This window comes from Paenibacillus sp. JT31N11, assembly GCF_056269285.1.
In genome coordinates, this window is sequence record NZ_JBWDNQ010000003.1 from 238,443 (window position 1) to 259,858 (window position 21,416).

Sequence of the window (21,416 nt, forward strand, 5' to 3'; positions counted from 1 at the left end):
TCGTTAATTCCTCCTGATTATGCCGGAAATTCCAACAATGAATAATTAAGGTCTTGTTCACGATACAATTTGTATACTTAATAGTTTAAATGTAACGTAATCCCGCTGTTTATGCAAGGTCTATATGGTAAAAATATACATTAAGTACAGAGGAGACCCGGACCTGAAGTTCCATGCCGGTACTAAAAAAGGATTTTTACAATGCGAAATATATGTGATACAATTCGTATCATAATACATAAGGATGAACAGTCCTCTAAGTCATTTGAACTATGGTTTCAAGGGGAATTCATTTATCCATGAGAAATGCGGTGTATCTATGAAACGTCGAACCAGGAAAATGTTGATTTGGACCGGGAGCTCGGTGCTTGCTATTTTGTTAATTGGAGGGGGGTTCGTCTGGTATCTCTATCACTCCGTTCATCAGGTTGCTGACAAGATCTATGAAAAACCGAAAAAACCGGTCTATGTCAGTAAGGATCCTGACATCAAGAACGATATCGTGCCTGTATTTGATAATCTCGATGCTTTCAATGTCCTCGTAATGGGTGTAGACCAGCGGGAGAATGACAGAGGCCGTTCGGATGCGATGATTGTACTTACGGTCAATCCGTCGAAGCACTCGATCCTCATGTTCAACATTCCCCGCGATACGAGAACGGAGATTGTCGGACACGGGACGGTAGATAAGATCAATCATGCCTACGCCTTCGGAGGTGTGGATATGGCCATTCAAACGGTGGAAAATTTTCTTGATTATCCGATCGATTACTATATGAAGGTGAATATGGAAGGGTTCGAGAGACTGATTGACCAGGTGGGGGGAGTAACGGTCAATAATCCCTATTCCTTCAACATGCAGGGGCATGAGTTTGCCAAAGGCCGGCTGTCACTGAACGGCAAGGAAGCGCTGCTCTACTCCAGGATGCGGTATGATGACCCCAGAGGCGACCTGGGCAGGAATGCAAGGCAGCGGGAAATATTAACCGAAGGTATGAAAAGCTCGCTCAGCCTGTCCAATATCGTCAAGGTGCAGGGTTTGCTGAATGAAGTGGGCGACAGCGTGAAGAGCAATATAACCTTCGAGGAAATGAAAACATTTATAACGGATTACCGTCCCAATATTGATAAAATCGACTCAGTCGAGATCAAGGGCAAGGGCGAGACGATCGATGGCATCTGGTATTACATCATCCCGGATACGGAGAAGAACCGGATTCATCAGGTCATCAAGGATCATCTGCAGGCGGGTTCCGCTTCAGCTCCGCTGACAGCGGCCAAATGATGTATAAAAGCGCTCCTTGTCTCATAAAGTGTATAAGCTTTATGGGACAGGGGGTTATGGAAGAATGCGAGGAAAGCGCAAGACCGGCCCACTGGCATTCAAGCTGGTGCTGGGCGGCCTGATCATTATCGTGGCATGGATGACCTGGATCAACAGCGCCCGGATGTTCTCGCCAAGCGAAGAGAGCAAGGCGCTTGCTGCGGTGGAGCAGTTCTATAAATATGAGCAGGTAGGCGACTTCGGGAGCGCTTGGGAGCTGTTCCATCCTTTCATGCAGCAGCGCTTTGCCAAATCGGAGTACATCCAGAAACGGGCGCATATCATTTTGCAGGATTTTGGCGTGAAAACCTTTGAGTTTCATACCGGCACTCCGAAGCATATAACAGACTGGAGAATGAGCGAGGATGCGGAGCCAATTGCCGAGGTATACGAGATTGACGTTACCGAGGTTTTTCACAGTCCCTATGGCAATTTCCAAATCGTTCAGCCGACTTATGCCGCCTATCATTCGGGGCAATGGACCTTGTTGTGGTCGTACCGGAAGGATATGGACACAAATAATTCACATTAGCTATTGACTTGATACTTAATGTATCATAAATTATGGGTGAGGGCTTTGTTTTTGGCAATTGGAAAGAGGGAACGCCAGCGATCCAAATTGCCGGAAAGAGAGCCCATATTTTTAACCTCCTAGATACATAATGTATCTTAACCATAAGAACGCCATTCCCCCGAACAGGAAGGTGAAAAGGATGATAACAGTTAATAAACCGGCTGCCCGGAATAGGCAGCATATGCGGATGCGGATTCGTGAAGGGATTCAGGTAAGCGTATTCATTGCTGGCGTACAGGGAAACAAGCTTGAATCAAGAGGCATCCCGGTGATGTTGAAGGATATCAGCCCTACAGGTCTGCGTTTTCAAACGCATCTTCGCTTTCCAGTCAGCGGGGACTACACGATCCGTTTCAATATCAAGCTGAATGAATGGGAGTTTAATATATATGGAAATGTAGTATGGAGAGGACGGGAAGAGAATCAGTACATGTATGGTTCTTTCTTTCAGCCTGATCCCAAAATGCGCCGTGCGCTGATTCGTGCGATTTCTTGGAAATTGAACGACCACAATCCCCATGGAAGCCGGATATATGAAATGTATACCCGCTTGAGCGAGGATAAGGAGCAGCTGGGCTTAATGGTAGATCTTAAAAGCTAGACTGAAGGGAACGGGAAGCCATATGGCTTTTCGTTCCCCTTTTGGGCTCGATTTGGACAGGCATGATTCTCTCTTTTTGAAAACGCATACACGACAATATCCGTCAGAGCAAACGCTGCTAATATTGACAAAAAGAAGAATTTGTCATAATCTGAACTAAAAAATAAGATACGTTATGTAACATAAAAATGATTTTTGCTACATAAAGTATAATATAGGGGTCTGAAAAGGAGATGGATTTATGCAAACAAGGAACACATTTTGTTGTGTAAGCTGTGAGGTTATGTACTCGTGCGAAGAAGCACATATGATCTTTCGGACAGGATTCTTTCGTAATGTGCATCCATTGGGCTGCTGTAAAGCCTGTTATAAGGAAGAAGAGAGTTCAAACGCAGCAGCACTTGTGGAAATCCCCCATTGTATTCATGGAGAAGAGGTTGCCTCTATCCTGCATATCCCCGTTCACGCGCATGTACCGGAGTTTCAAAAGCCGGTCGGCTCGCCGGAAGTTCCTTTTTCCTGGGCGGTCTCCTTATAATTTCAATGCAGCTTTCATGCCTTTTCCTGGGCGCGGGCAACCGCTGACGGGGAAGGCATTTATTTTTTTCCTTTAATCTTAACTTCCAATCGTTTCCTTCGTTCAGTATAATGAGATGGATGTGAGGCATCTTCAGCTCGTGCTTCATGTGAACAGGAGGAAAAAGATGGTAAACCCAACACCGAGCGATCCCGTCGTTCAACTCAAGAATGTAACCAAGATCATTGGACGCAGAACCATAATCGATCATGTGACGCTTGATCTGCCTCCGGCGGAGGTCTTTGGCTTTCTGGGGCCCAACGGCTCAGGTAAAACAACAACCATCCGCATGATGGTTGGACTCATGGCGATGACGGACGGCGATGTGATCATTCGCGGTCATAGCGTTCGGACCGATTTCGAGAAGGCCATCCGCCATGTCGGCGCCATTGTAGAGAATCCGGAAATGTATAAATATTTGACGGGTTTCCAGAACCTGCTGCATTATTCACGCATGGTTCCCGGTATTACCCGGCAGCGCATCGATGAGGTTGTAGAATTGGTCGGCCTTACAGCCCGTATTAACGATAAGGTGAAAACATACTCTCTTGGGATGCGCCAGCGTCTTGGCGTTGCCCAGGCGATTATGCATAAGCCGTCCCTGCTGATTCTGGACGAGCCTACTAACGGTCTGGATCCTGCGGGTATCCGCGAGCTTCGCGATTATTTGCGCAAGCTGGCCAAAGATGAGGGCATTACGGTATTCGTCTCCAGTCATCTGCTCAGCGAGATGGAATTGATGTGCGACCGTGTCGCCATTATTCAAGCGGGCAAGCTGATCGATGTGCGAAGCATCCGCCAAGGGGTGCCGCTGGCCAGCGACTTGAATCGAGTATTGTTCGACGTGGATCGCCCCGATGAGGCGGTCAAACTGCTTGCGGATAACGGTGCGATGCTTGAACAGGGTACCGTGCTTGTAAATGCCGACAGGGAATCCATTGCCCGGATCAATGCCGCTTTGGTATCGGCGGGGCATAATGTATACGGAATTCGTGTCCTGAACAAGTCGCTGGAAGAGCAATTCCTCGAAATGACAGGAGGCGAAAGCGTTGTTTAACTTCTTACAGCTGGTCAGCAACGAGAATATGAAAATTTACCGCCGGACGCGGACATGGATCATGTTCGGCATCATTGCAGTCGTGCTGATTGCCATATCGGTGATCGCAAAATTCGTTGGTGACGGTGATCCCGGCAACTGGTCGATGACTCTGATTGAATCCGATGTGCTTTTCATGTTCGTTACACTGTTCACGGTCGTTGTTTCTGCGGATAGCGTCGCGGGGGAATTTACTAGTGGTACGATCAAGCTGCTGCTGATCCGTCCCTGGAGCCGCTCCAAAATTTTGCTCTCCAAGTATGTCAGCCTGCTGCTGTTCGGTTTGTTTATGGCGGTTTTCCTGTTCGTGCTGTCGCTTGTGTTGAATCTTCTGTTGTTCGGCAACGACACCTCGCAGTCCTCTGAGGCTCTTTTCGGGATCAACAGGGATATTTCACCGTTTGCTTACATGCTGCTGTATTATTTGGCCAAATTTGGATCACTGATCATTACCGTCACATTGTCGTTTATGATATCCACCGTATTTCGCAGCGGGGGCCTTGCGATCGGCCTTTCCTTATTCGTGCTTCTCGGAGGCGCTTCGATCAGTGCGCTGCTGGGTATGCTGGATTATAAATGGGTCGATTATATTTTGTTCCAGCATATGAATCTGACGCAGTATATCAACAGCGGACCCAATGCCGAGGGTATGTCGCTGGGCTTCTCGCTGGGCGTTCTGGCCATCTACTATATCGTGTTTATGGCGCTCACCTGGCTGACATTCAACAAAAGAGATGTAGCTGCATAAACAGGCCTCTTATAGCCGATCTATGGAGGCAAAAACATTCAATAAGAAGCCCCGCTGTCCGTCTTTCCGGAAGCGGGGCTTCTTGCCGCCTGCAGGAGAGGTCAGCCGGCTTGACGGGCCTTCTCCTTCGCTTGTTCTTTGATGGCCGCGGCCGCATCAGCTTCAGCTGAACGGAGTGCCTGGTTCGGTGTTGACCGTTCCTTTTCCGGCTCCATGCGGCAGGTTCCGCTGAAGAGGCCGCCGTCTTGGATAAGGAGCGCATAGGCTTGGATGCTTCCCTGCACCGAACCGGAAGAGGTGATGGTCAGCCGGCCTCCTGCTGTGACATCTCCTATCACCTTGCCGGCTACAACAACATCCTTTGCCGAGATATTCGATCTGGCTACGCCGCATTCCCCGATAATGATGTCGGCCTTGCACTCGATGTCACCCCGGTATTCGCCTTCGATGCGAATGCTGGCCTCGCTGGCCAAGGTTCCTTCGATCAAGGTTCCTTGTCCGATCAGGGTATCGGTAGCGGTCGTCTTTTTGTTTTCCTTAAACATGGCCGGTCCATCCTCCCTCACCCCATGCAGCTGATTTGAACGTTTGCCTGGGGTTTCGTCTAGTATGGCGTCGATTCATGATGCTTTCTAGAACGTTCCTATAGCTTATTTATTCCCGGAAGCATGAAAACATGCCTGTAAAGAACGTATACAGCCAGCGGCGTAAGCTAAAGCTATATCTGCCAAGAGCAGAAAATCAGGGGGAAAGTTATGATTTGGGTTGTAGTTGCACTTCTTATTTTCATTTTCCAGATTGCGACTATTCTGATCGTGGAATTTCGCCGGCCTTCCAAAACAATAGCCTGGCTGCTCATATTATTTATTTTGCCTATCATCGGGTTTGTTATGTATTATTTTGTAGCCAAAGAATATCAGCGGCGACGGACCGTGCGCAAGAGAGGCGTTATTGCGGAGGAAATAAGACTGCAGGCATTAATGCGCTGCCAAATCGTACATCGTCCCGGGGATATGCAAAATAAGGAGTTCATGCATCAGGAGCGACTGTTCCGATTGCTGCAGAGCATGAGCTTGTCCCCGATTACAAGCTGTAATGAAACACAGGTTCTGACGAATGCGGATGCTGCTTATGAAGCGATTATGGCAGCCGTCGAGCAGGCCAGACATCATATACATGTGGAATTTTATACGATTCGCGATGATGGCATTGGCCGGCGCCTGAAGGAAATTCTGATCCGCAAGGCGAGGCAGGGCGTAGAGGTAAGGATCATCTATGACGGCGTGGGGAGTCTTGAACTCGGGGGGCGGTATTTGCAGGAGCTTGAGCAGGCGGGGGTAGAGACCCGCTGTTTTCTCACACCGCGGCTGGCGTTTTTCGAGAAACGGATGAATTACCGCAATCACCGCAAAATTGTTGTGGTCGACGGGCTTACGGGTTTCTTCGGCGGGATCAATATCGGGGACGAATATTTGGGCGGCAATCTGAGGCTCGGATTTTGGCGCGATACGCATATGCAGATCAGAGGCGATGCTGTATATTTTCTTCAGGATGTATTCATGCGGGATTGGTGGTTCACTTCCAGGCAGCGTCTGGCTGATTCCGCTTATTTGCCGGAGCATAACTGCAAGGGGACGGAGCAGGTGCAGATCGTCTCCAGCGGTCCGGACAGCAGTGAAGACGCTATTCTGGAATGTGTCTTTGCCGCAGTATCGGTAGCGAAGACGCGGATATACATTACGACCCCCTACTTCATACCGGATCACAGCGTGCTGATGGGACTGCGGACGGCGGCGCTCAGCGGTGTCGACGTGCGAATCATCATTCCGGGTGTCAGTGATTCCAAGCTGGTTCTCTTCGCTTCCCTCTCGTATGTGTCCGAGATGCTGGCGGCCGGAGTACGGATTTACCGCTACAAGAAAGGCTTCATTCATGCCAAAGTACTGATTGTAGACGACTTTATGGCTTCTGTTGGATCGGCGAATATGGACATGCGCAGCTTCTTCAGCAATTTTGAATTGAATGGCCTGCTGTTTGACGAGAAAATCATTAAACGTCTGGAATCGGATTATATGATGGATATGAAAGACAGCGAAGAGATCCATCTCTCAAACTTCCAGCAGCGCTCCATGTGGCGCAAGGGCAGTGAGGTGGTAGCCCGTATGTTATCCCCGCTGTTATAAGAAAAGGCCGTCCGATCAAGCCCCGCAGGGGTTGAGCAGAACGGCCTTTGCAAAGAAACTTTGTGGTCAGACACTTTCCAGCGAAGGGCGGTCCAGACGAACAATATGGCTGATCGGATGTTCTTCTCCACGAATCAGATTCAGCAGCAGATTCGCGGCAATCATGCTGTAGACCGTTCCGTTGCCGCCATAGCCCAGACAATAATAGACCCCGGGCCATTTGGGATCTTCGCCGATAAAGGGCAGATTGTCTCTTGATTCGCCAAAAACAGCCGTCCAGTCATATTCCAGTCTGCCTGTAAACAATGGAAAATGCTCCTTGATCCGATCGTACAGTTTGTCCGTGCGCTTGCGGCGTTCGCTCTCGCTGTTGAGCGGTTTTGGGTTATCCTCGTCTTGGCCTCCGGCGATAACTCTTCCGTCGGCGGTTGTTCGCATATAGAAATAAGGACGGGCCGTTTCCCAGATCAAGATATTATCCTTCCAGGCCGAGAGGTCGGACTGAGGCTCCGTTGCCAGAGCGTAGGTGCGGTTAACATCTGCTTTGACAAGCTGGCCGCGCAGTTCCTCAGGCTCATAGCCGACCGCATAGATAACATGCTCCGCCTCCAGTACAACACCAGTCGAGGTTGTCAGACAGTGAATGCCTTCTTCGGCCGTGACATGCTCCACAATATCGGTATGTTCATGAATAGATGCCCCTGCGGCAGCGGCTGCGTCGGCCAGGGCATGAACGAACCTGTATGGGTTGATTTCGGCATCGCCACGGGTGATGATCGCAGCGGGTTTATGGAATGGGTAACGGGTGCTGATTTCCTCGCCGGTCCAGAATTCCACATCGAAGCCGCTGCTTTGCAGCGCCTCAAATTCCTTGCGCAGCTTGGGAACATCCTGCTCTGTGCTGGCATAATAGAGGCTGCTGCGGGGAATAAAGCCCACTTCCTTTCCAAGCTTGGCGGCGATTTCTCCGATATGTACAACAGCATCGCGGCAAGCCTTGTAGAACAATACGGCATCCTTCTGTCCGATCTGCCCGATGAGCTCCGAAAGCATCACATCATTGCAGAACTGCAATAAGCCGGTATTGGCGGCCGTGCTGCCTCCGGCAATATCTTCCCGCTCCACCATGCAGACGTCAATGCCGCTTTGGGCTAGGAGATAGCCGCAAATACAGCCTGACATACCGCCTCCTACAATCGCGACTGAGGTGCGTTTGTTGGCCGTCAGAGACGGATAACGGCGAATATCGTTCATCGTTTCAAGCCAATAAAGCCGGCCATTGTACAAGTCTTTCATCCACATTCCTCCTGAGGTCTATTATGTCCAAATTCCGGTTCATGTATCATAGATTGAGCACGGTGAAAAGCGGATGTCCGCAGCAAAAAAGGAGGGGATTCCCCTCCTTCTTGAAGCAACTGACTTTGCCGCCAAAAGGATAGCGGCAGCCGTTTCTTCTTGAAATATAAGAAGTATAATATGTCTCGATACTTAACTTATATTTTCTAAGGGAAGAAACTTGCTGCGCCGCCAAAAGGACAGGGCAGCCGTTACTTTTTGACTATTCCTGTATGGGGTCGGGGACGAGGCCCTCTTCTTCAAGCTGGCTGTTCGTCTTCATCCCTTTCATGTCATTGCCTAGTCGCTTCATATCTTGTTCATCCTGAACCATCGACCCGTTATGGGCATTCTCGATCGGTTCCGATTTGCGGCCCGCCTGACCGGCGGAAAGGGGTGAGTCAGGGCTGGCTCCGGTTTTGGGCAGCTCCGTTTGGTCCGGTTGATGTTCCATTTGGTTTCGCTCCCTCTTCTTCTTTTTTCATGGATTGAAACACATTAGCCGTTGATTCGGCGGCATTCGCCACTTTATCGGCGGTGGTTTTGCCAAGCTCGTTCACACGCATGGTCACATCGCTTGCCTTATCCTTCGCCTGGTCTGCCAGGGCGGCAGCCCGGTCACGCGCAGCTTCTGCCAGACTGACTGCAGTGTCGCGGGTAGCTCCGGCAATGTTGACTGCATGATCCCGGGCGGCGCCCGAAATCTCGGATGACTTGCGGCGGATTGTCTCACGCATATCTTTACCTGTTTTAGGCGTTAATAACACAGCAGCTGCGGCACCAACGGCACCGCCGATGAGTATGCCCTTGACCAAACTTCCACCCGTTTGTTTTGTAACCGTGTTTTCCATTTGAAGTCAACTCCTTCGTTTTACATAAATTAATAGATGCAAGTAACACACCCATTATCTTCTTGTCTACTTATAAACCACTGATTGATGTTTGAAACGATTGCCCTGATGATGAATAATTTTCCAAAAATAAGGGAACGTATCTATAGACAGCATGTGCTTCATTATTTCCAATCGTACTAAACGTTCTTATAGATTATGAAAAACAGCCGCAAAAAAGGATGGTGCGAGATTGAATGTCAGATAAACCGAATACAGAACAGATGGCCATTCAGGGTTTGGGCGAACCGCTGGAGGTAACCATACGGGGGGACCGGGCAGAGGATATTTACAGCGGACATGTCGTTGTCGTATCTATGGACGGCAAAATCATGGCGCATGCAGGGGATCCGGATATATGGACCTTTATCCGCTCCACCGCCAAGCCTATACAGGCGATTCCTTCCGTACGGGCGGGTGTCATGGAGAAATTCGGCTTTGACACAAGAGCGCTTGCTCTGATGACGTCGTCCCATCGCGGTTCTCCCGAACATATAGCCGTGCTGGAACAAATGCTGAAGCTTACCGGGATCAAGGAAGCTGATCTGGTATTTGACGAAGCCAAACCCGCAGATCCCCGAATCCGTGATGAATGGGCGAGGAAGGGCGGTCTGCCCCGGAAGCTGTATCATGTATGCGCCGGCAAGCATATCGGCCTGCTTGCCTTGTGCAAGCTGCGGGGCTGGCCAATGGAATCCTATACGGATCCGGAGCACCCGCTGCAGCAGGAGCTGCTGCAGACCATTGCAGCGATGGCCGATCTGCCGGCTGTAGAGGTCGGACGCGCGGTTGACGGCTGCGGCCTGCCCGTCTTCGCTATGCCTCTATGGCGGCTTGCACTTATGTATACGCGGCTCGCTGCCCTGTCCCCGGACGGGGCGGACGATGAAACCAAATCAGCGGCGGACCGGATTACGATTGCCATGAATGCCTGGCCCGATCTGGTTGAAGGAGAGGGGCGGCTTGCCAGCATTATGCTCGCCGACGGGACGATTATTGCCAAAAGCGGAGCCCAGGGCTTATTCGTATTCGGCATGCGCCAGCAAGGAATTGCTGTAGCACTGAAGCTGGCGGATGGAGGGGAGGCCTCACAGCCTGGAATCATCTGTTCTGTTTTGGAGAAGCTCCATGTGGGAGCGGATTTGTCGGAGCGGATAAACCAGCATTTTTCGGCAGATTTGTATAATGATGCAGGTCAGTTGATTGGACACCGGGAGTCAAGTCTGCGCCTGAAGTTTCATTAAAGGAATCCGGGAAGATGCATAAAGCGATGATTCTGCAGCAGGATTTGCCCGGTCTATTCAGAGAAGTGTGGATATTCTTTCCAAGTTTCATGCCCGAAAGGATTGGTTTATAAGCATGATAGGAAGACGGGATAACAAATTCCACTTTGAATAGAAAGGGTGAGTGTCAATGTTAGGATGGGCAGTTCTTTGCTTCATTATCGCTGTTGTCGCAGGTATACTTGGATTCTTTACACTGGCAGCAGCTGCTGCGAGTATCGCTAAAGTCCTTTTCATCGTATTTCTGATTTTGTTTGTTGTATCGCTTATTTTCGGAAGAAGAAGAGCCTGAACGTAAAAATTCTTGTCATTAGCTAAAAGGAGGAATGAACGATGGAGATTCAAGTGACTAATGTTCACACAGTCGATAATATCCAGCAGGCGAGAGAGCAATTGGAGCTCTACAAAACGCGTGGTTACGACAAGGATCATCTCTACGTGCTGACTCACGACAAGGAACGGAACAAACGGATTGCGGCATCTACCGATGCGGACGAGATCGGCGTGGCAGAGGAAGGGCTGGATACAGCCTTCGCCAATATTTTTCGCTCGCGCGGAGCGGAGCTTCGGGCCAAGCTGCGGTCTATGGGAATCAGCAAAGAAGAAGCGGAACGGCTGGAAGAGGAGATGGACAACGACCGGATTGTGGTTATCGCATGGGGCGGCAACCAGTACGACGATAATGATTATGATCCCAATATCGTTTATTTTCCGCCGCTCTTGATCTGATTTCAAGCTTCATAGCTTACGAGACACACACATTGCAGTAGACCGTTCGCAAGGGGAACGGTCTACTTTTTCATACATAATAAGGACGCGGGGGGAAGGGACGGCATGCTGCAAAGCCGGTTTTTTCGATTTTGTTTGGGTACGATTGCACTGCTGATCATCATTTATTTGATCGCGGTGGACAGCTTTATTTTCATACCCTTGATTAAAATGGTCAATATTCTGATAGTCCCTTTCATGCTTGCCGGCTTCTTCTATTATTTGCTCCGGCCAATCGTTCATTATTTGGCTGATCGGCGGATGAGTAAAATCCTGGCGATTTTGCTTGTTTACTTGGGGCTGACAGTGGTTCTGGTTCTGGTATGGCTGGTCGTTTGGCCGACGCTCGTGCTTCAGATCAACACTTTTATCGAGAGTACGCCCAGGCTCATCGAGGGGCTGAAGGAGCAGATCTCCCGGTGGCAGCAGAACCGCATCGTCTTGCTGGTCAGCTCGAACAGCCAGACCGACATGTCGACCCGGATTTCGGATTATTTGAATGAAGCGATTACGACGGCGTCCAACTATGTGACCGACATCATCGCGTTTATTACCAATTTCGTTGTTGTCGTTGCGACCGCTCCGATTATTTTGTATTACATGCTTAAGGAGAGCGAAGCGATACCCCGATCGGTTCTTCATCTGGTGCCGGGACGGTACAGCCGCGACGGAAGAGAAGTGCTTGACGAAATAGATGCCGCACTAAGCGGATTCATCGTGGGACGGATGATTATAACCTTCCTGCTGGGCATTATGATGTATATCGGCTTTCTGCTGATCGGGCTGCCCTATTCCCTGCTGATTGCGATCATCGCCACCATTCTCAATATCATCCCCTACATTGGACCGATACTCGGGCTTGTCCCTTGCGTGATGGTCGCGTTAACCGATTCGCCGATGATGGTCGTCTGGGTGCTGATTGTCGTTCTGATCGCACAGCAGGTCGAAGGGAATCTCCTGTCTCCGCATATATACGGAAGAAGGCTGGATATGCATCCGTTAACGACCATTGTGATCCTGCTCGTGGCGGTGGAAATATCAGGCATACTTGGCGCCATTCTCGCTATCCCGCTGTATATGGTGGTGAAAATCATTGTGGTGCGCGTCTACCGGCTGTTTTTTGCGGAAAAAGTCGAGGAGCTGGTAGAGTAGCAGAGGGAATCATTTACCCGGATTCCCCGGCTCGTTCCCCTCACTCGTCTCTCCTTGCTGGAAATAAACCCCGGCTCTGTTAACCCTGCTGCTTCCACAATGGAAGTCAAATCCGACTCCGGATATCGGACGTAGTTCCTGATCAAGAACCGATCCGTTTCCCTTGAATCCGGATTATTGTCCGGGCAGCCCTACACCCGGCGCATCTCCTCGCGGTAAGCGCTGGGCGAGAGCCCGTAGAAGCGCCGGAACTGCTTGGAGAAATAAAGCGGGTCCTGAAGGCCGACGGAAGCGGCGATCTGCTGGGTCGTCAGCTCCTGCCGCTCGCGCAGCAGCTGGCGCGCTTTATCCAGCCGAAGCTTGAGCAGGAACGTAACGGGGGTCATGCCGGTATGCTGTTTGAATACGCGTGACAGATAAGCCCGATTATACCCCATCGTCTCGGCCATCCGCTGGATCGAGACCGGCTCGGCGTATTGTGCGGATAAATAACGGATCAGCTGCTGGGTAATCGATTCGCTCTCATGAGCGGAGCCTGGCTGCCGGTCGTGGAGCAGATCTGCGGCAGTGCTGAATTCCGCGAACAGCAGATGCAGGTAACCGATGGAACGCAAATGAGCCGCACCCCCGCCCTGGCGGAAGGTCCGGTCCATACTGCGGAACAGTACGCCAATGCGCTTGTTTGCCCCCGTATCGATAACCGGCCGGGCAATGGTCAACCCAGCCGACTCCGCAAGCTCCGCAGCATGCCCGCCATTAAAGGCAATCCACCGGTACCGCCACGGATCCTGCTCGCTTGCCTCATAGCTGATGAGCTGCTCCGGGGGAATGAGGAAGGTTTGTCCCTGCCTGATTTCAAATACGCCGCCTGCGCAATGAAAGGTACCCGACCCTGACAATACATGATGCATAAGATAAAAGCTGTACACCTTCGGCCCTATGCGGTGAGCGGGCTTGGTCTGGCTTTCCCCGGCAAACAGCACATACAATTCACTTTGCTCGCTTGGCACCGGATTGGAGACAACGGTGTAACTCACTTGTCGCGCCATTTATGGCAACCTCCCGATTTGTAGCAGATATAATCAAGCTAAAAATGCTAATATCTTCAGCGGCGTTTCTTCCAACCGATAATTGCGGTGATGATTAATTCGACGGTCCTTACCGAAAATCCCCCAAAGACAAGTAAAATAGTCGTTAACGCACCCATTTCCGAAGGGATTGGCGGCAGCAGAGGGAATATAGATGGGGGAGAACAAATAAAGAAGGCGACAGGCGATTCGAGTGACAAAGGCAGGATTCGTCAAGCCCGGCGCCGGTACCGCCAGAATACATATCGTGTTTGGCTATTCCGCAACAAAGTCACATTTCTCCATGCTTACTTCACATCAAGCCATTTTGTTCAACGGCACATTCCGTTATACTGTTCCTATACAAACCCTAAAAACAAACATGCAAAGGAAAGTGGTGTGATAATGGCTGACCTTCAAGAGCTGACACAACGATTTCTGGAATTATACAAGGATTCGGCTGAGAGCATTAACATTTTTCATGCGCCGGGAAGGGTTAACCTGATTGGCGAGCATACCGACTACAATGGAGGCTACGTGTTTCCGGCGGCGCTGACCTTCGGCACAACGCTGCTGATCCGCAAGCGCAGCGACAAGCTGCTCGGCCTTGCGACAACGAATTTTTCCGACCACAAGCATCTGCCGATCGAGCCGATTGTCTATGACGAGGCGGACGACTGGATGAATTATCCCAAGGGGATCGTCCATGAGCTGCAGCAGCAGGGCAGGACGTTCGAGACGGGCTTTGACCTGTTGTTCCATGGTGAAATCCCGAACGGTGCGGGCTTGTCCTCATCGGCATCGATCGAAGTCGTGACGGCGTTTGCGCTGTTGACTATGGGCGGCTACCCGGTCGATACGGTGAAAATCGCCCTTCTGGCGCAAAAATCCGAAAATGAATTCAATGGTGTCCAATGCGGAATCATGGATCAGTTCGCCGTCGCCAACGGGAAGAAGGATCATGCAATCCTGCTGATGTGCGACACCCTTGAATATGATCTGGTTCCTTTTGATTCCGGAAGCTACCGGCTCGTTATCGGCAACACGAACAAACGCCGGGGACTGGTCGATTCCAAATATAATGAGCGCCGCAGCCAGTGCGAGCAGGCGGTGCAGGACTTAAGGACCGCTTTTCCGGAACTTACGCTGCTCGGCCAAATTTCGCTTGAGGATTTCAACCGCACCAAGCATCTGATTGAGGACGACACGGTACGGCGCAGGGCTCAGCATGTCGTGGAGGAGATCGACCGCGTTATCCGTTCCATCGCCGTTCTGAAGAATAACGACCTCGCAGCATTCGGTCAGCTGATGAATCAATCGCATGATTCGCTTCGCGATCTGTATGAAGTGACTGGTGAAGAACTGGACGCCATGGTAGCTGCGGCGCGCACTGTTCCTGGCGTTCTTGGCTCGCGGATGACTGGCGCTGGCTTCGGAGGGTGCACAGTCTCACTGGTGCACGAGGACAGCCTCGAGCGGTTCAAGGCGGAGGTTGGCCGCCAATATACGGCTGCGACCGGATTGGAAGCGGACTTCTATGTTTGCAAAATCGGCAATGGCGTGGAGCAATTGAGCTGATCCCCCATGGCCTTCCCATAGCAAAAGGCATGTTTGCGAAGCAGCGCAGTCCGGCTCCTTCGTCACAAAATTTTTTTAGAGGAGGGCTTGAGCATGGCAGTTTTAGTTACAGGAGGAGCGGGTTACATCGGCTCCCATGCGGTGGCCGCACTGCAGGAACGCGGCGAGGAAATTGTAATTGTGGACAATCTGCAGCAGGGACATAAGGAGTCTTTGCTCGGCGGCAAGCTGTACGCAGGCGACCTGCGGGATGCGGATTTTCTGGATACGGTATTCAAGGAAAACGAGATCGATGCAGTCATTCATTTTGCGGCCAATTCTCTTGTCGGCGAGAGCATGAAGGACCCGGGCAAATACTATCATAATAACGTCTACGGCACCTTGTGTCTGCTGGAGAAGATGAACCAATACGGCGTCAGGAAAATTGTCTTCTCGTCGACAGCAGCCACTTATGGGGAGCCCGAGAACGTACCGATTGACGAGCATGACCGCACGCTTCCCACCAATGCATACGGAGAGACGAAGCTTGCGATGGAGAAAATGATGAAGTGGTTCGATGTCGCCCATGGGCTCAAATTCGTTTCGCTCCGATATTTCAACGCAGCTGGCGCGCATGCCAGCGGCAAAGTCGGCGAGGATCATGATCCCGAGACGCATTTGATTCCTGTTGTCCTCCAGGTTGCGCTGGGCCAGCGTCCTCATATCTCTGTTTTTGGCGAAGACTATGCAACAGAAGACGGCACCTGCGTGCGGGATTACATCCATGTCAGCGATCTTGCGGACGCCCACGTATTGGCAGTGGAGAAGCTTCGCAAGGGAGGAGACAGCGCAGTATACAACCTGGGCAATGGCACGGGCTTCTCTGTCAAACAGGTGATCGATATCGCCAGGCAGGTGACCGGCAAGGAAATACCGGCCGTAGTGGAAGCGCGTCGTGCGGGAGACCCCGCCGTGCTTGTCGCTTCGTCCGATCGCGCACGCAGGGAGCTTGGCTGGAATCCGACCCGCAATAAGCTTGAAGATATTATCGGCAGCGCATGGGCCTGGCATAAGGCTAATCCGCACGGCTATAACGACTAAGAAGAAGAAATGGGAATGGAGCACGCCTTCGAGGGGCGTGCTTTATTTCCAACTATAAGCATGCCAACGTTTTTTTCTATATTTTGCTTACCGATTCGGAAGAAAGTAACCTGCAAGCGCCGGATTACGGCGAGTGCCGTTTCTTCTTACACTGGAAAATACCGAGATTAAAGGAGCATTATCAATGACAGAATATGATCAAACGCCAGATGGCGGCGAAGCGCTTCTCCTTATTGAACGATTGGTGCAGTTTGCCCGGCAGCGCGGTCTTATTGAGCCTCTGGATGTTTATTATTCACGCAATGCCCTGCTTGAATTGTTTGGCTTCTCCGAAGCCTATGAAGGCGAGGTGCCTGAAGAACAGCTGGAGAGTGCGCTCGAGCTGCTGGAGCCGCTGCTCAGCTACGGGGCTTCAATTGGCCTGATTGCGGATAACACGACCACATTCCGCGATCTTCTTGATGCGCGAATTATGGGGCTGCTGATGTCGAGACCGGCGGAGACCGCGGGCCGTTTCGGCCGGCAGGCGGCAAGCGAGGGCATCTTCAAGGCTACCGATACGTTCTATCAGTTGAATATCGATTCCAATTACATCCGGATGGACCGCATTCGCAAAAATCAATACTGGAAGCAGACTACGGAATATGGCGAGCTCGAGATTACGGTCAACCTCTCCAAGCCCGAGAAGGATCCGAAGGAAATCGCTATGCTCAAGACCATAGCGCCAAGCAAATATCCGAAGTGCCTGCTTTGCGCGGAGAATATCGGCTATGCCGGGCGCGCCGACCATCCCGCACGGCAGAATCTGCGGGTTATCCCGCTTGAGCTTACGGGAGAAGAATGGTATTTTCAATATTCCCCGTATGTCTATTACAATGAGCACAGCATCGTTTTCAACAGCAAGCACGTTCCGATGCGGATAACGCGTGAAACCTTCGCAAGGCTGCTGGATTTTGTCGACTCGTTTCCCCATTACTTCATTGGCTCCAATGCCGACCTGCCGATTGTCGGAGGATCCATTTTGAACCATGATCATTTTCAGGCGGGCAGGCATGTATTCCCTATGGAGACCGCGAAGGTGGAGACCGAGTTTGCGGACCCTTCGGCTGAGGGGCTGAGCTTCGGGATTGTGAATTGGCCGATGTCGGTGCTGCGCATTCATGGCGGCAGCAAGAAGGATGTTCTTCAGGCCGCCGGCCGGGTATTGGATGCGTGGAAAATGTACAGCGATCCGGACGCGGATGTGCTGGCTTTCTCGGACATCAACGGAGAGAGGATCCCGCACAACACGATTACCCCGATTGCGCGATTGCGTGATAATGGCCAGTATGAGCTGGATCTGGTGCTGCGCAACAACAGAACGAGCGAGGCGTATCCCGACGGGATTTTCCACCCGCATCAGGAATTGCATCATATCAAGAAAGAAAACATTGGCTTGATTGAGGTTATGGGGCTTGCCATCCTTCCGGGCCGGCTCAAATCCGAGCTGGAAGAAATAACGGGCCTGCTCACAGGTAGTGTTTCATACGATAAAGCTGCAGTCGAAACAGGTTCGCTCGACAAGCATAGCCACTGGGTCGATGCGCTGATCGCTGAGCATGGTACCAGCTTGACCCATGAGCAGGCAGTGAGCCTCCTGCACGATGAGGTTGGACGCAAATTCAAGGATGTGCTGATTGACGCGGGCGTGTTCAAACGGACGGATCATGGGCAGCGCGCATTCGCTGCATTTTTGCTGTCGCTTGGATTGACCGCCCGGTAAACCGGCTTCCTGCAGGTAAGAAAATCCGAAAATAACCCGTAAGCCCCCTTAACTGAGGCTTGCGGGTTATTCTTCGTTACAGGAGACATCCGGAAAACCAATGATATTTATCGGGTTCGAGAATAAAAAAATATATGGTATTTTTTTATAATTTATAAAGGGAAATTAATATTTATGGCGAAAATATATTTAGTTGCACATCTATCCGAACAAGGGGGAAATTTTTTATGCCTTTATCCATAATGCCATTGGATGACTTTTTAGCTTTGACGACAGACGAGCAGGTAGAGAAATTAAAGCAGTGGAAGCTGGATTATAACTTGAAGGATATCAGAGATGCCTGGGGCTTCAAGCATTCCGCTCAATATTACATGCTGCTCAAGAAGCTGCGGATCTATGAGCGCGTGGTTAACAAATCAGACAAATTTTCGCCGGAGCAGATGCTGAACTCGCGTACCCCGTCTGACATGTACGCCCCTCCCGTCTATACGGTGATTGATAGAGCCGCGCCGGCGGATCAGTTTGGGTATGAGCTGAATGTGACCTTGAGCGGTCCTGAGCTTGCCGACAAGCTGGAGAGGCTGGCTCATTTTCTGAAAGGCGAGAATAAGGAAATTACGGTCAGCTTATCGATAAAAGCAGCATCAAGAGCCGATAATGATTCCCGGCATCCGGACGAGGAAACGCTCGACAGAGGGGAATAGAGATAAAAAATAAACCGAAGCCAGGTAGGGGCTTTGGTTTATTTTTTGGAAAACTATGTCGACAATTGTAATTTTATGGTTCTATTTTGCGTTATTTGCCCCGCAGCCTGCCAAGTTCCGAGACTAGGGCCTCGACTTCGCTGATGCTGAACTTGTCTTTGCTGGCAACTACATCATAAATGTCCTTGATATCCTCATAGTAGTCTATTTTGAAATGGGATGCCTGCATAGCGGCTCCGGACGCCATCCGCAGCTTGGTTTTTACCGTTTCTATCATATACTCAACATTTTCTTGCGTCGGTTCGTTCAAGTCTCTCATTGCTACTCTCCTCCCGGAAGACCATAATGGCTGTACGTATTGTATCATGAGATAAGAATGACCGCTACAGCGTTTGATGCATCGGCCGGATTTAGGTACAATTAAAGAACCGGTATCTGCCGCGGTGTCCGACAAGCTTGGCGCAGATCATAACCAGGAAAAACCGGGTAAAGCAAGGAAAGGTAAGGTGTGGCTTTCGTGGTCAAGCGTGCCAAATTACGTAAGACTTTCAAGGAGGAACAGCCGCACAGGGACAAGGTCGACATTCAGGGAGCAGCCGAGTTTTTTGCGGACATCGCAAAGCGGCATCCCGTACGCAGCCAGATGGTTTTTGTCTGTATTGGAACAGACCGCTCAACAGGCGACTCCTTTGGTCCATGGGTGGGCACGATGCTGAGCGAACAAGGCTGGCCTTTTGTCATTGGAACGCTGGAAAATCCCTGCGACGCCAATCACTACGAGGAGGCTGTAGCGGGCATTCCCAGCCATCGGACGGTTGTCGCGATCGATGCGTGTCTAGGGACAATGGATCCGCGATGCCATTATTTGATCGCCCGCGGTCCTCTGCTGCCCGGCAGGGCTGCCGGAAGAAGCTTGCCTCCCGTAGGGGATTACAGCCTGGGCTGCATTGTGGCTCCGATGAGTATAAAACCGTATTCGAGCCTTCAGCAGGCCTCGCTTTTCGAGGTTATGGGAATGGCCCGCGCTGTCGCGGAAGCCATCCATGCCGCCTGGAATGGGGAATCGGCGGAGACCGGAGTTTTGACAGATTATGTCTGAATTTTTCGGATGAAGATAATCATTCAACTATATAACGGAGAGGATGAGTTACCATGGCGGCTTTGTCATTAGCAAATCATTCCGCTGACCTGCCGGGAGGCGTGAAGCTGGGCTATTACGACACAGGAGAAGCGGGGAATCTCCTGCCTGCGGATACAGCTATCGTATTGCTGCACGGATTTTGCGGCAGCTCGGCCTATTGGGAGCCTATCATTCCGAAGCTTGCGGGACTTGGGCGGATTATCGCGCCTGATCTTCGGGGCCACGGAAGAAGCCCGGCTCCGGGCGGGGACATTTACCTGATGGACGACTTCGCCGGGGATCTGCACTCGCTCCTGGAACAACTGGAGGTCAAACGGATCTGCCTGTTCGGACACTCTCTGGGCGGTTATATATCCTTGGCTTTTGCGGAGCGGCACGCCGAGATGCTTCAATCCTTCAGCCTGGTTCATTCTACCGCCATGGCGGATGGAGAAGCGGCAAGGCAAAACCGTGACAAGGCAGTGCAAACCATTCAAACTGAGGGCATCAAAGCTTTTGCTGAGGGACTCGTTCCCAAGCTGTTTGCTCCGAAGCATCGTGTATCCATGGCCGACCGTATTTTGCAGATGATTGAAGTGGGCGCTGCGACTTCCGCTGCAGGCGCTGCGGCTGCGGCAAGAGGGATGAAGGTGCGTGAAGACAAACGCGAATTGCTGGATTTGATTACGATCCCCTGTTTGCTGATCGCTGGCTCCGAAGACGGCGTCATTCCGACTGAAAATACTTTTACGGCAGAAGGGCCGAGTGTCTCCCAGGTTCTGCTGAACAATTCCGGTCATATGGGAATGATCGAAGAGCCGAATATGATGGGAGACCGCATCTCCGCTTTTATCCGCTTTGTATCTACGCTGTAAGCCTTAATATGAGGAGAGTGGACGGCCATGTTTCAAAGGGATTTTTTTATGCGGATGATTGAACAGATGACGGATGTCGCCAGGCAGGTGATGGGTCTGCGCAGAGAAGGCAAGCCGGAGGAAGCGCTGCTGATCATCGACGATATGCTCGACAAGCAGTTTCGGCTCAACGGCAGGCTGATCCGCTCCTTATCAGATTCGGATCTGCTCCGCATCATGACGACCAACGGGGTTGTAGAGACGGCGAACCTGCATGCTATTGCTCTATTGATGAAGGAAGAAGCGGCTATATACGACGAACAGGGGCTTCCGGAGAAGAGCTATCCCGTAAGGCTCAAAGCGCTGCAGCTCTTTATGCGCCTGTCGCTGCTGGATTCGCCTCCGATGCCGCGGACGCCTTCTGAAGAAGCGTTGGAGCTTCTTCCCAAGCTTGACGCCTACGAATTGCCGGAGGAAACGAAAGCGCTGATATATGAGTGGCATGATGCGGACAAACGATATGATCAGGCGGAGAACATGATGTATGAGCTGCTGGAGGATGGCGCTTTGTCTGCGGAGGAAGCTTTGTCTTTCTATCAAAGACTGCTGCTGCTTCCGGATGAGCTGCTGGAGGCAGGCGGATTGCCGCGTGACGAGGTACAGGATGGACAAAGATCGGTCATGAATCGAGAAGTTGGTTTAGGAGCTGAATAGAAAGTC

Annotated in this window: 23 protein-coding genes; 17 read left to right on the top strand and 6 right to left on the bottom strand. The window is 51.1% G+C overall.

Going from position 1 to position 21,416, the window contains the following annotated elements; translation table 11 throughout:
• Positions 1-319 precede the first annotated feature (319 nt).
• The 5 genes from AC0YNV_RS13620 (at position 320) to AC0YNV_RS13640 (ending at position 4,920) form a co-directional block, all read left to right on the top strand.
• Positions 320-1,285, top strand: a complete 966-nt coding sequence (locus tag AC0YNV_RS13620; RefSeq protein ID WP_475768579.1) for an LCP family glycopolymer transferase — start codon at positions 320-322, stop codon at positions 1,283-1,285.
• Positions 1,286-1,349: 64 nt separating this feature from the next.
• Complete coding sequence (locus tag AC0YNV_RS13625; protein ID WP_475768580.1) at positions 1,350-1,856, top strand: hypothetical protein; 507 nt, start codon at positions 1,350-1,352, stop codon at positions 1,854-1,856.
• 181 nt (positions 1,857-2,037) lie between these two features.
• Positions 2,038-2,499: a PilZ domain-containing protein gene (locus tag AC0YNV_RS13630; protein ID WP_210038281.1), complete on the top strand. Its 462-nt coding sequence runs from the start codon at positions 2,038-2,040 to the stop codon at positions 2,497-2,499.
• Positions 2,500-3,203: 704 nt separating this feature from the next.
• A complete protein-coding gene (locus AC0YNV_RS13635; RefSeq protein WP_475768581.1) occupies positions 3,204-4,133 on the top strand; it encodes an ABC transporter ATP-binding protein in 930 nt (309 codons plus the stop codon).
• Positions 4,126-4,920, top strand: coding sequence for an ABC transporter permease (locus tag AC0YNV_RS13640; RefSeq protein ID WP_475768582.1), 795 nt, complete (start codon positions 4,126-4,128; stop codon positions 4,918-4,920). Before AC0YNV_RS13635 ends, AC0YNV_RS13640 begins: the two co-directional genes overlap by 8 nt.
• A 101-nt stretch (positions 4,921-5,021) precedes the next feature.
• Here the strand turns inward: AC0YNV_RS13640 and AC0YNV_RS13645 are convergent, their stop codons facing one another.
• Positions 5,022-5,465, bottom strand: a complete 444-nt coding sequence (locus AC0YNV_RS13645) for a bactofilin family protein (RefSeq protein WP_475768583.1) — start codon at positions 5,463-5,465, stop codon at positions 5,022-5,024.
• 210 nt (positions 5,466-5,675) lie between these two features.
• Here AC0YNV_RS13645 and cls point away from each other — a divergent pair, with 210 nt between their 5' ends.
• The gene (cls, locus tag AC0YNV_RS13650; RefSeq protein WP_475768584.1) at positions 5,676-7,103 is read left to right on the top strand and encodes a cardiolipin synthase; all 1,428 of its coding nucleotides are present in this window, start codon (positions 5,676-5,678) and stop codon (positions 7,101-7,103) included.
• Positions 7,104-7,169: 66 nt separating this feature from the next.
• On the opposite strand, the gene AC0YNV_RS13655 is transcribed toward cls, so the two are convergent.
• The 3 genes from AC0YNV_RS13655 to AC0YNV_RS13665 all read right to left on the bottom strand — a co-directional run bounded on the left by AC0YNV_RS13655 (position 7,170) and on the right by AC0YNV_RS13665 (position 9,289).
• On the bottom strand, positions 7,170-8,399 hold the full coding sequence (locus AC0YNV_RS13655; protein WP_475768585.1) for an NAD(P)/FAD-dependent oxidoreductase: 1,230 nt from the start codon (positions 8,397-8,399) through the stop codon (positions 7,170-7,172).
• A gap of 262 nt (positions 8,400-8,661) precedes the next feature.
• The gene (locus tag AC0YNV_RS13660) at positions 8,662-8,892 is read right to left on the bottom strand and encodes a hypothetical protein (protein WP_475768586.1); all 231 of its coding nucleotides are present in this window, start codon (positions 8,890-8,892) and stop codon (positions 8,662-8,664) included.
• Complete coding sequence (locus AC0YNV_RS13665; protein WP_475768587.1) at positions 8,840-9,289, bottom strand: YtxH domain-containing protein; 450 nt, start codon at positions 9,287-9,289, stop codon at positions 8,840-8,842. The genes AC0YNV_RS13660 and AC0YNV_RS13665 overlap by 53 nt, the downstream gene beginning before the upstream one ends.
• A gap of 236 nt (positions 9,290-9,525) precedes the next feature.
• On the opposite strand from AC0YNV_RS13665, the gene AC0YNV_RS13670 reads away from it, so the two are divergent.
• The 4 genes from AC0YNV_RS13670 to AC0YNV_RS13685 all read left to right on the top strand — a co-directional run bounded on the left by AC0YNV_RS13670 (position 9,526) and on the right by AC0YNV_RS13685 (position 12,531).
• Positions 9,526-10,572, top strand: coding sequence for an asparaginase (locus AC0YNV_RS13670; protein WP_475768588.1), 1,047 nt, complete (start codon positions 9,526-9,528; stop codon positions 10,570-10,572).
• Between the two features lie 169 nt (positions 10,573-10,741).
• Positions 10,742-10,903, top strand: coding sequence for a DUF1328 domain-containing protein (locus AC0YNV_RS13675; protein ID WP_210038290.1), 162 nt, complete (start codon positions 10,742-10,744; stop codon positions 10,901-10,903).
• Between the two features lie 41 nt (positions 10,904-10,944).
• Complete coding sequence (locus AC0YNV_RS13680; protein WP_475768589.1) at positions 10,945-11,340, top strand: YflT domain-containing protein; 396 nt, start codon at positions 10,945-10,947, stop codon at positions 11,338-11,340.
• Between the two features lie 105 nt (positions 11,341-11,445).
• The gene (locus tag AC0YNV_RS13685; RefSeq protein WP_475768590.1) at positions 11,446-12,531 is read left to right on the top strand and encodes an AI-2E family transporter; all 1,086 of its coding nucleotides are present in this window, start codon (positions 11,446-11,448) and stop codon (positions 12,529-12,531) included.
• Between the two features lie 191 nt (positions 12,532-12,722).
• Here the strand turns inward: AC0YNV_RS13685 and AC0YNV_RS13690 are convergent, their stop codons facing one another.
• Entirely contained in the window at positions 12,723-13,580 is an 858-nt protein-coding gene (locus AC0YNV_RS13690; protein ID WP_475768591.1) for an AraC family transcriptional regulator, read from the bottom strand.
• A gap of 423 nt (positions 13,581-14,003) precedes the next feature.
• Here AC0YNV_RS13690 and AC0YNV_RS13695 point away from each other — a divergent pair, with 423 nt between their 5' ends.
• The 4 genes from AC0YNV_RS13695 to AC0YNV_RS13710 all read left to right on the top strand — a co-directional run bounded on the left by AC0YNV_RS13695 (position 14,004) and on the right by AC0YNV_RS13710 (position 18,722).
• Complete coding sequence (locus AC0YNV_RS13695; protein ID WP_475768592.1) at positions 14,004-15,176, top strand: galactokinase; 1,173 nt, start codon at positions 14,004-14,006, stop codon at positions 15,174-15,176.
• 93 nt (positions 15,177-15,269) lie between these two features.
• A complete protein-coding gene (galE, locus tag AC0YNV_RS13700; protein WP_475768593.1) occupies positions 15,270-16,256 on the top strand; it encodes a UDP-glucose 4-epimerase GalE in 987 nt (328 codons plus the stop codon).
• 184 nt (positions 16,257-16,440) lie between these two features.
• Positions 16,441-18,018 carry a UDP-glucose--hexose-1-phosphate uridylyltransferase gene (locus AC0YNV_RS13705; RefSeq protein WP_475768594.1) on the top strand — a complete coding sequence of 526 codons (1,578 nt, stop codon included), beginning with the start codon at positions 16,441-16,443 and terminating at the stop codon, positions 18,016-18,018.
• Positions 18,019-18,245: 227 nt separating this feature from the next.
• Entirely contained in the window at positions 18,246-18,722 is a 477-nt protein-coding gene (locus AC0YNV_RS13710) for a hypothetical protein (RefSeq protein ID WP_475768595.1), read from the top strand.
• Between the two features lie 91 nt (positions 18,723-18,813).
• Here AC0YNV_RS13710 and AC0YNV_RS13715 read toward each other — a convergent pair whose 3' ends face one another.
• Positions 18,814-19,041, bottom strand: coding sequence for a DUF1128 domain-containing protein (locus AC0YNV_RS13715; RefSeq protein WP_210038298.1), 228 nt, complete (start codon positions 19,039-19,041; stop codon positions 18,814-18,816).
• 189 nt (positions 19,042-19,230) lie between these two features.
• Between AC0YNV_RS13715 and yyaC the strand changes: the two genes are divergently transcribed.
• From yyaC to AC0YNV_RS13730, 3 genes are read left to right on the top strand one after another with little or no spacing between them, the layout of a single operon-like run.
• Entirely contained in the window at positions 19,231-19,821 is a 591-nt protein-coding gene (gene yyaC, locus AC0YNV_RS13720) for a spore protease YyaC (RefSeq protein ID WP_475768596.1), read from the top strand.
• A 53-nt stretch (positions 19,822-19,874) separates the two neighbouring features.
• Positions 19,875-20,717: an alpha/beta fold hydrolase gene (locus tag AC0YNV_RS13725; protein ID WP_475768597.1), complete on the top strand. Its 843-nt coding sequence runs from the start codon at positions 19,875-19,877 to the stop codon at positions 20,715-20,717.
• A gap of 27 nt (positions 20,718-20,744) precedes the next feature.
• Positions 20,745-21,410, top strand: a complete 666-nt coding sequence (locus AC0YNV_RS13730; protein ID WP_475768598.1) for a DUF6483 family protein — start codon at positions 20,745-20,747, stop codon at positions 21,408-21,410.
• The last annotated feature ends 6 nt before the right edge of the window (positions 21,411-21,416 follow it).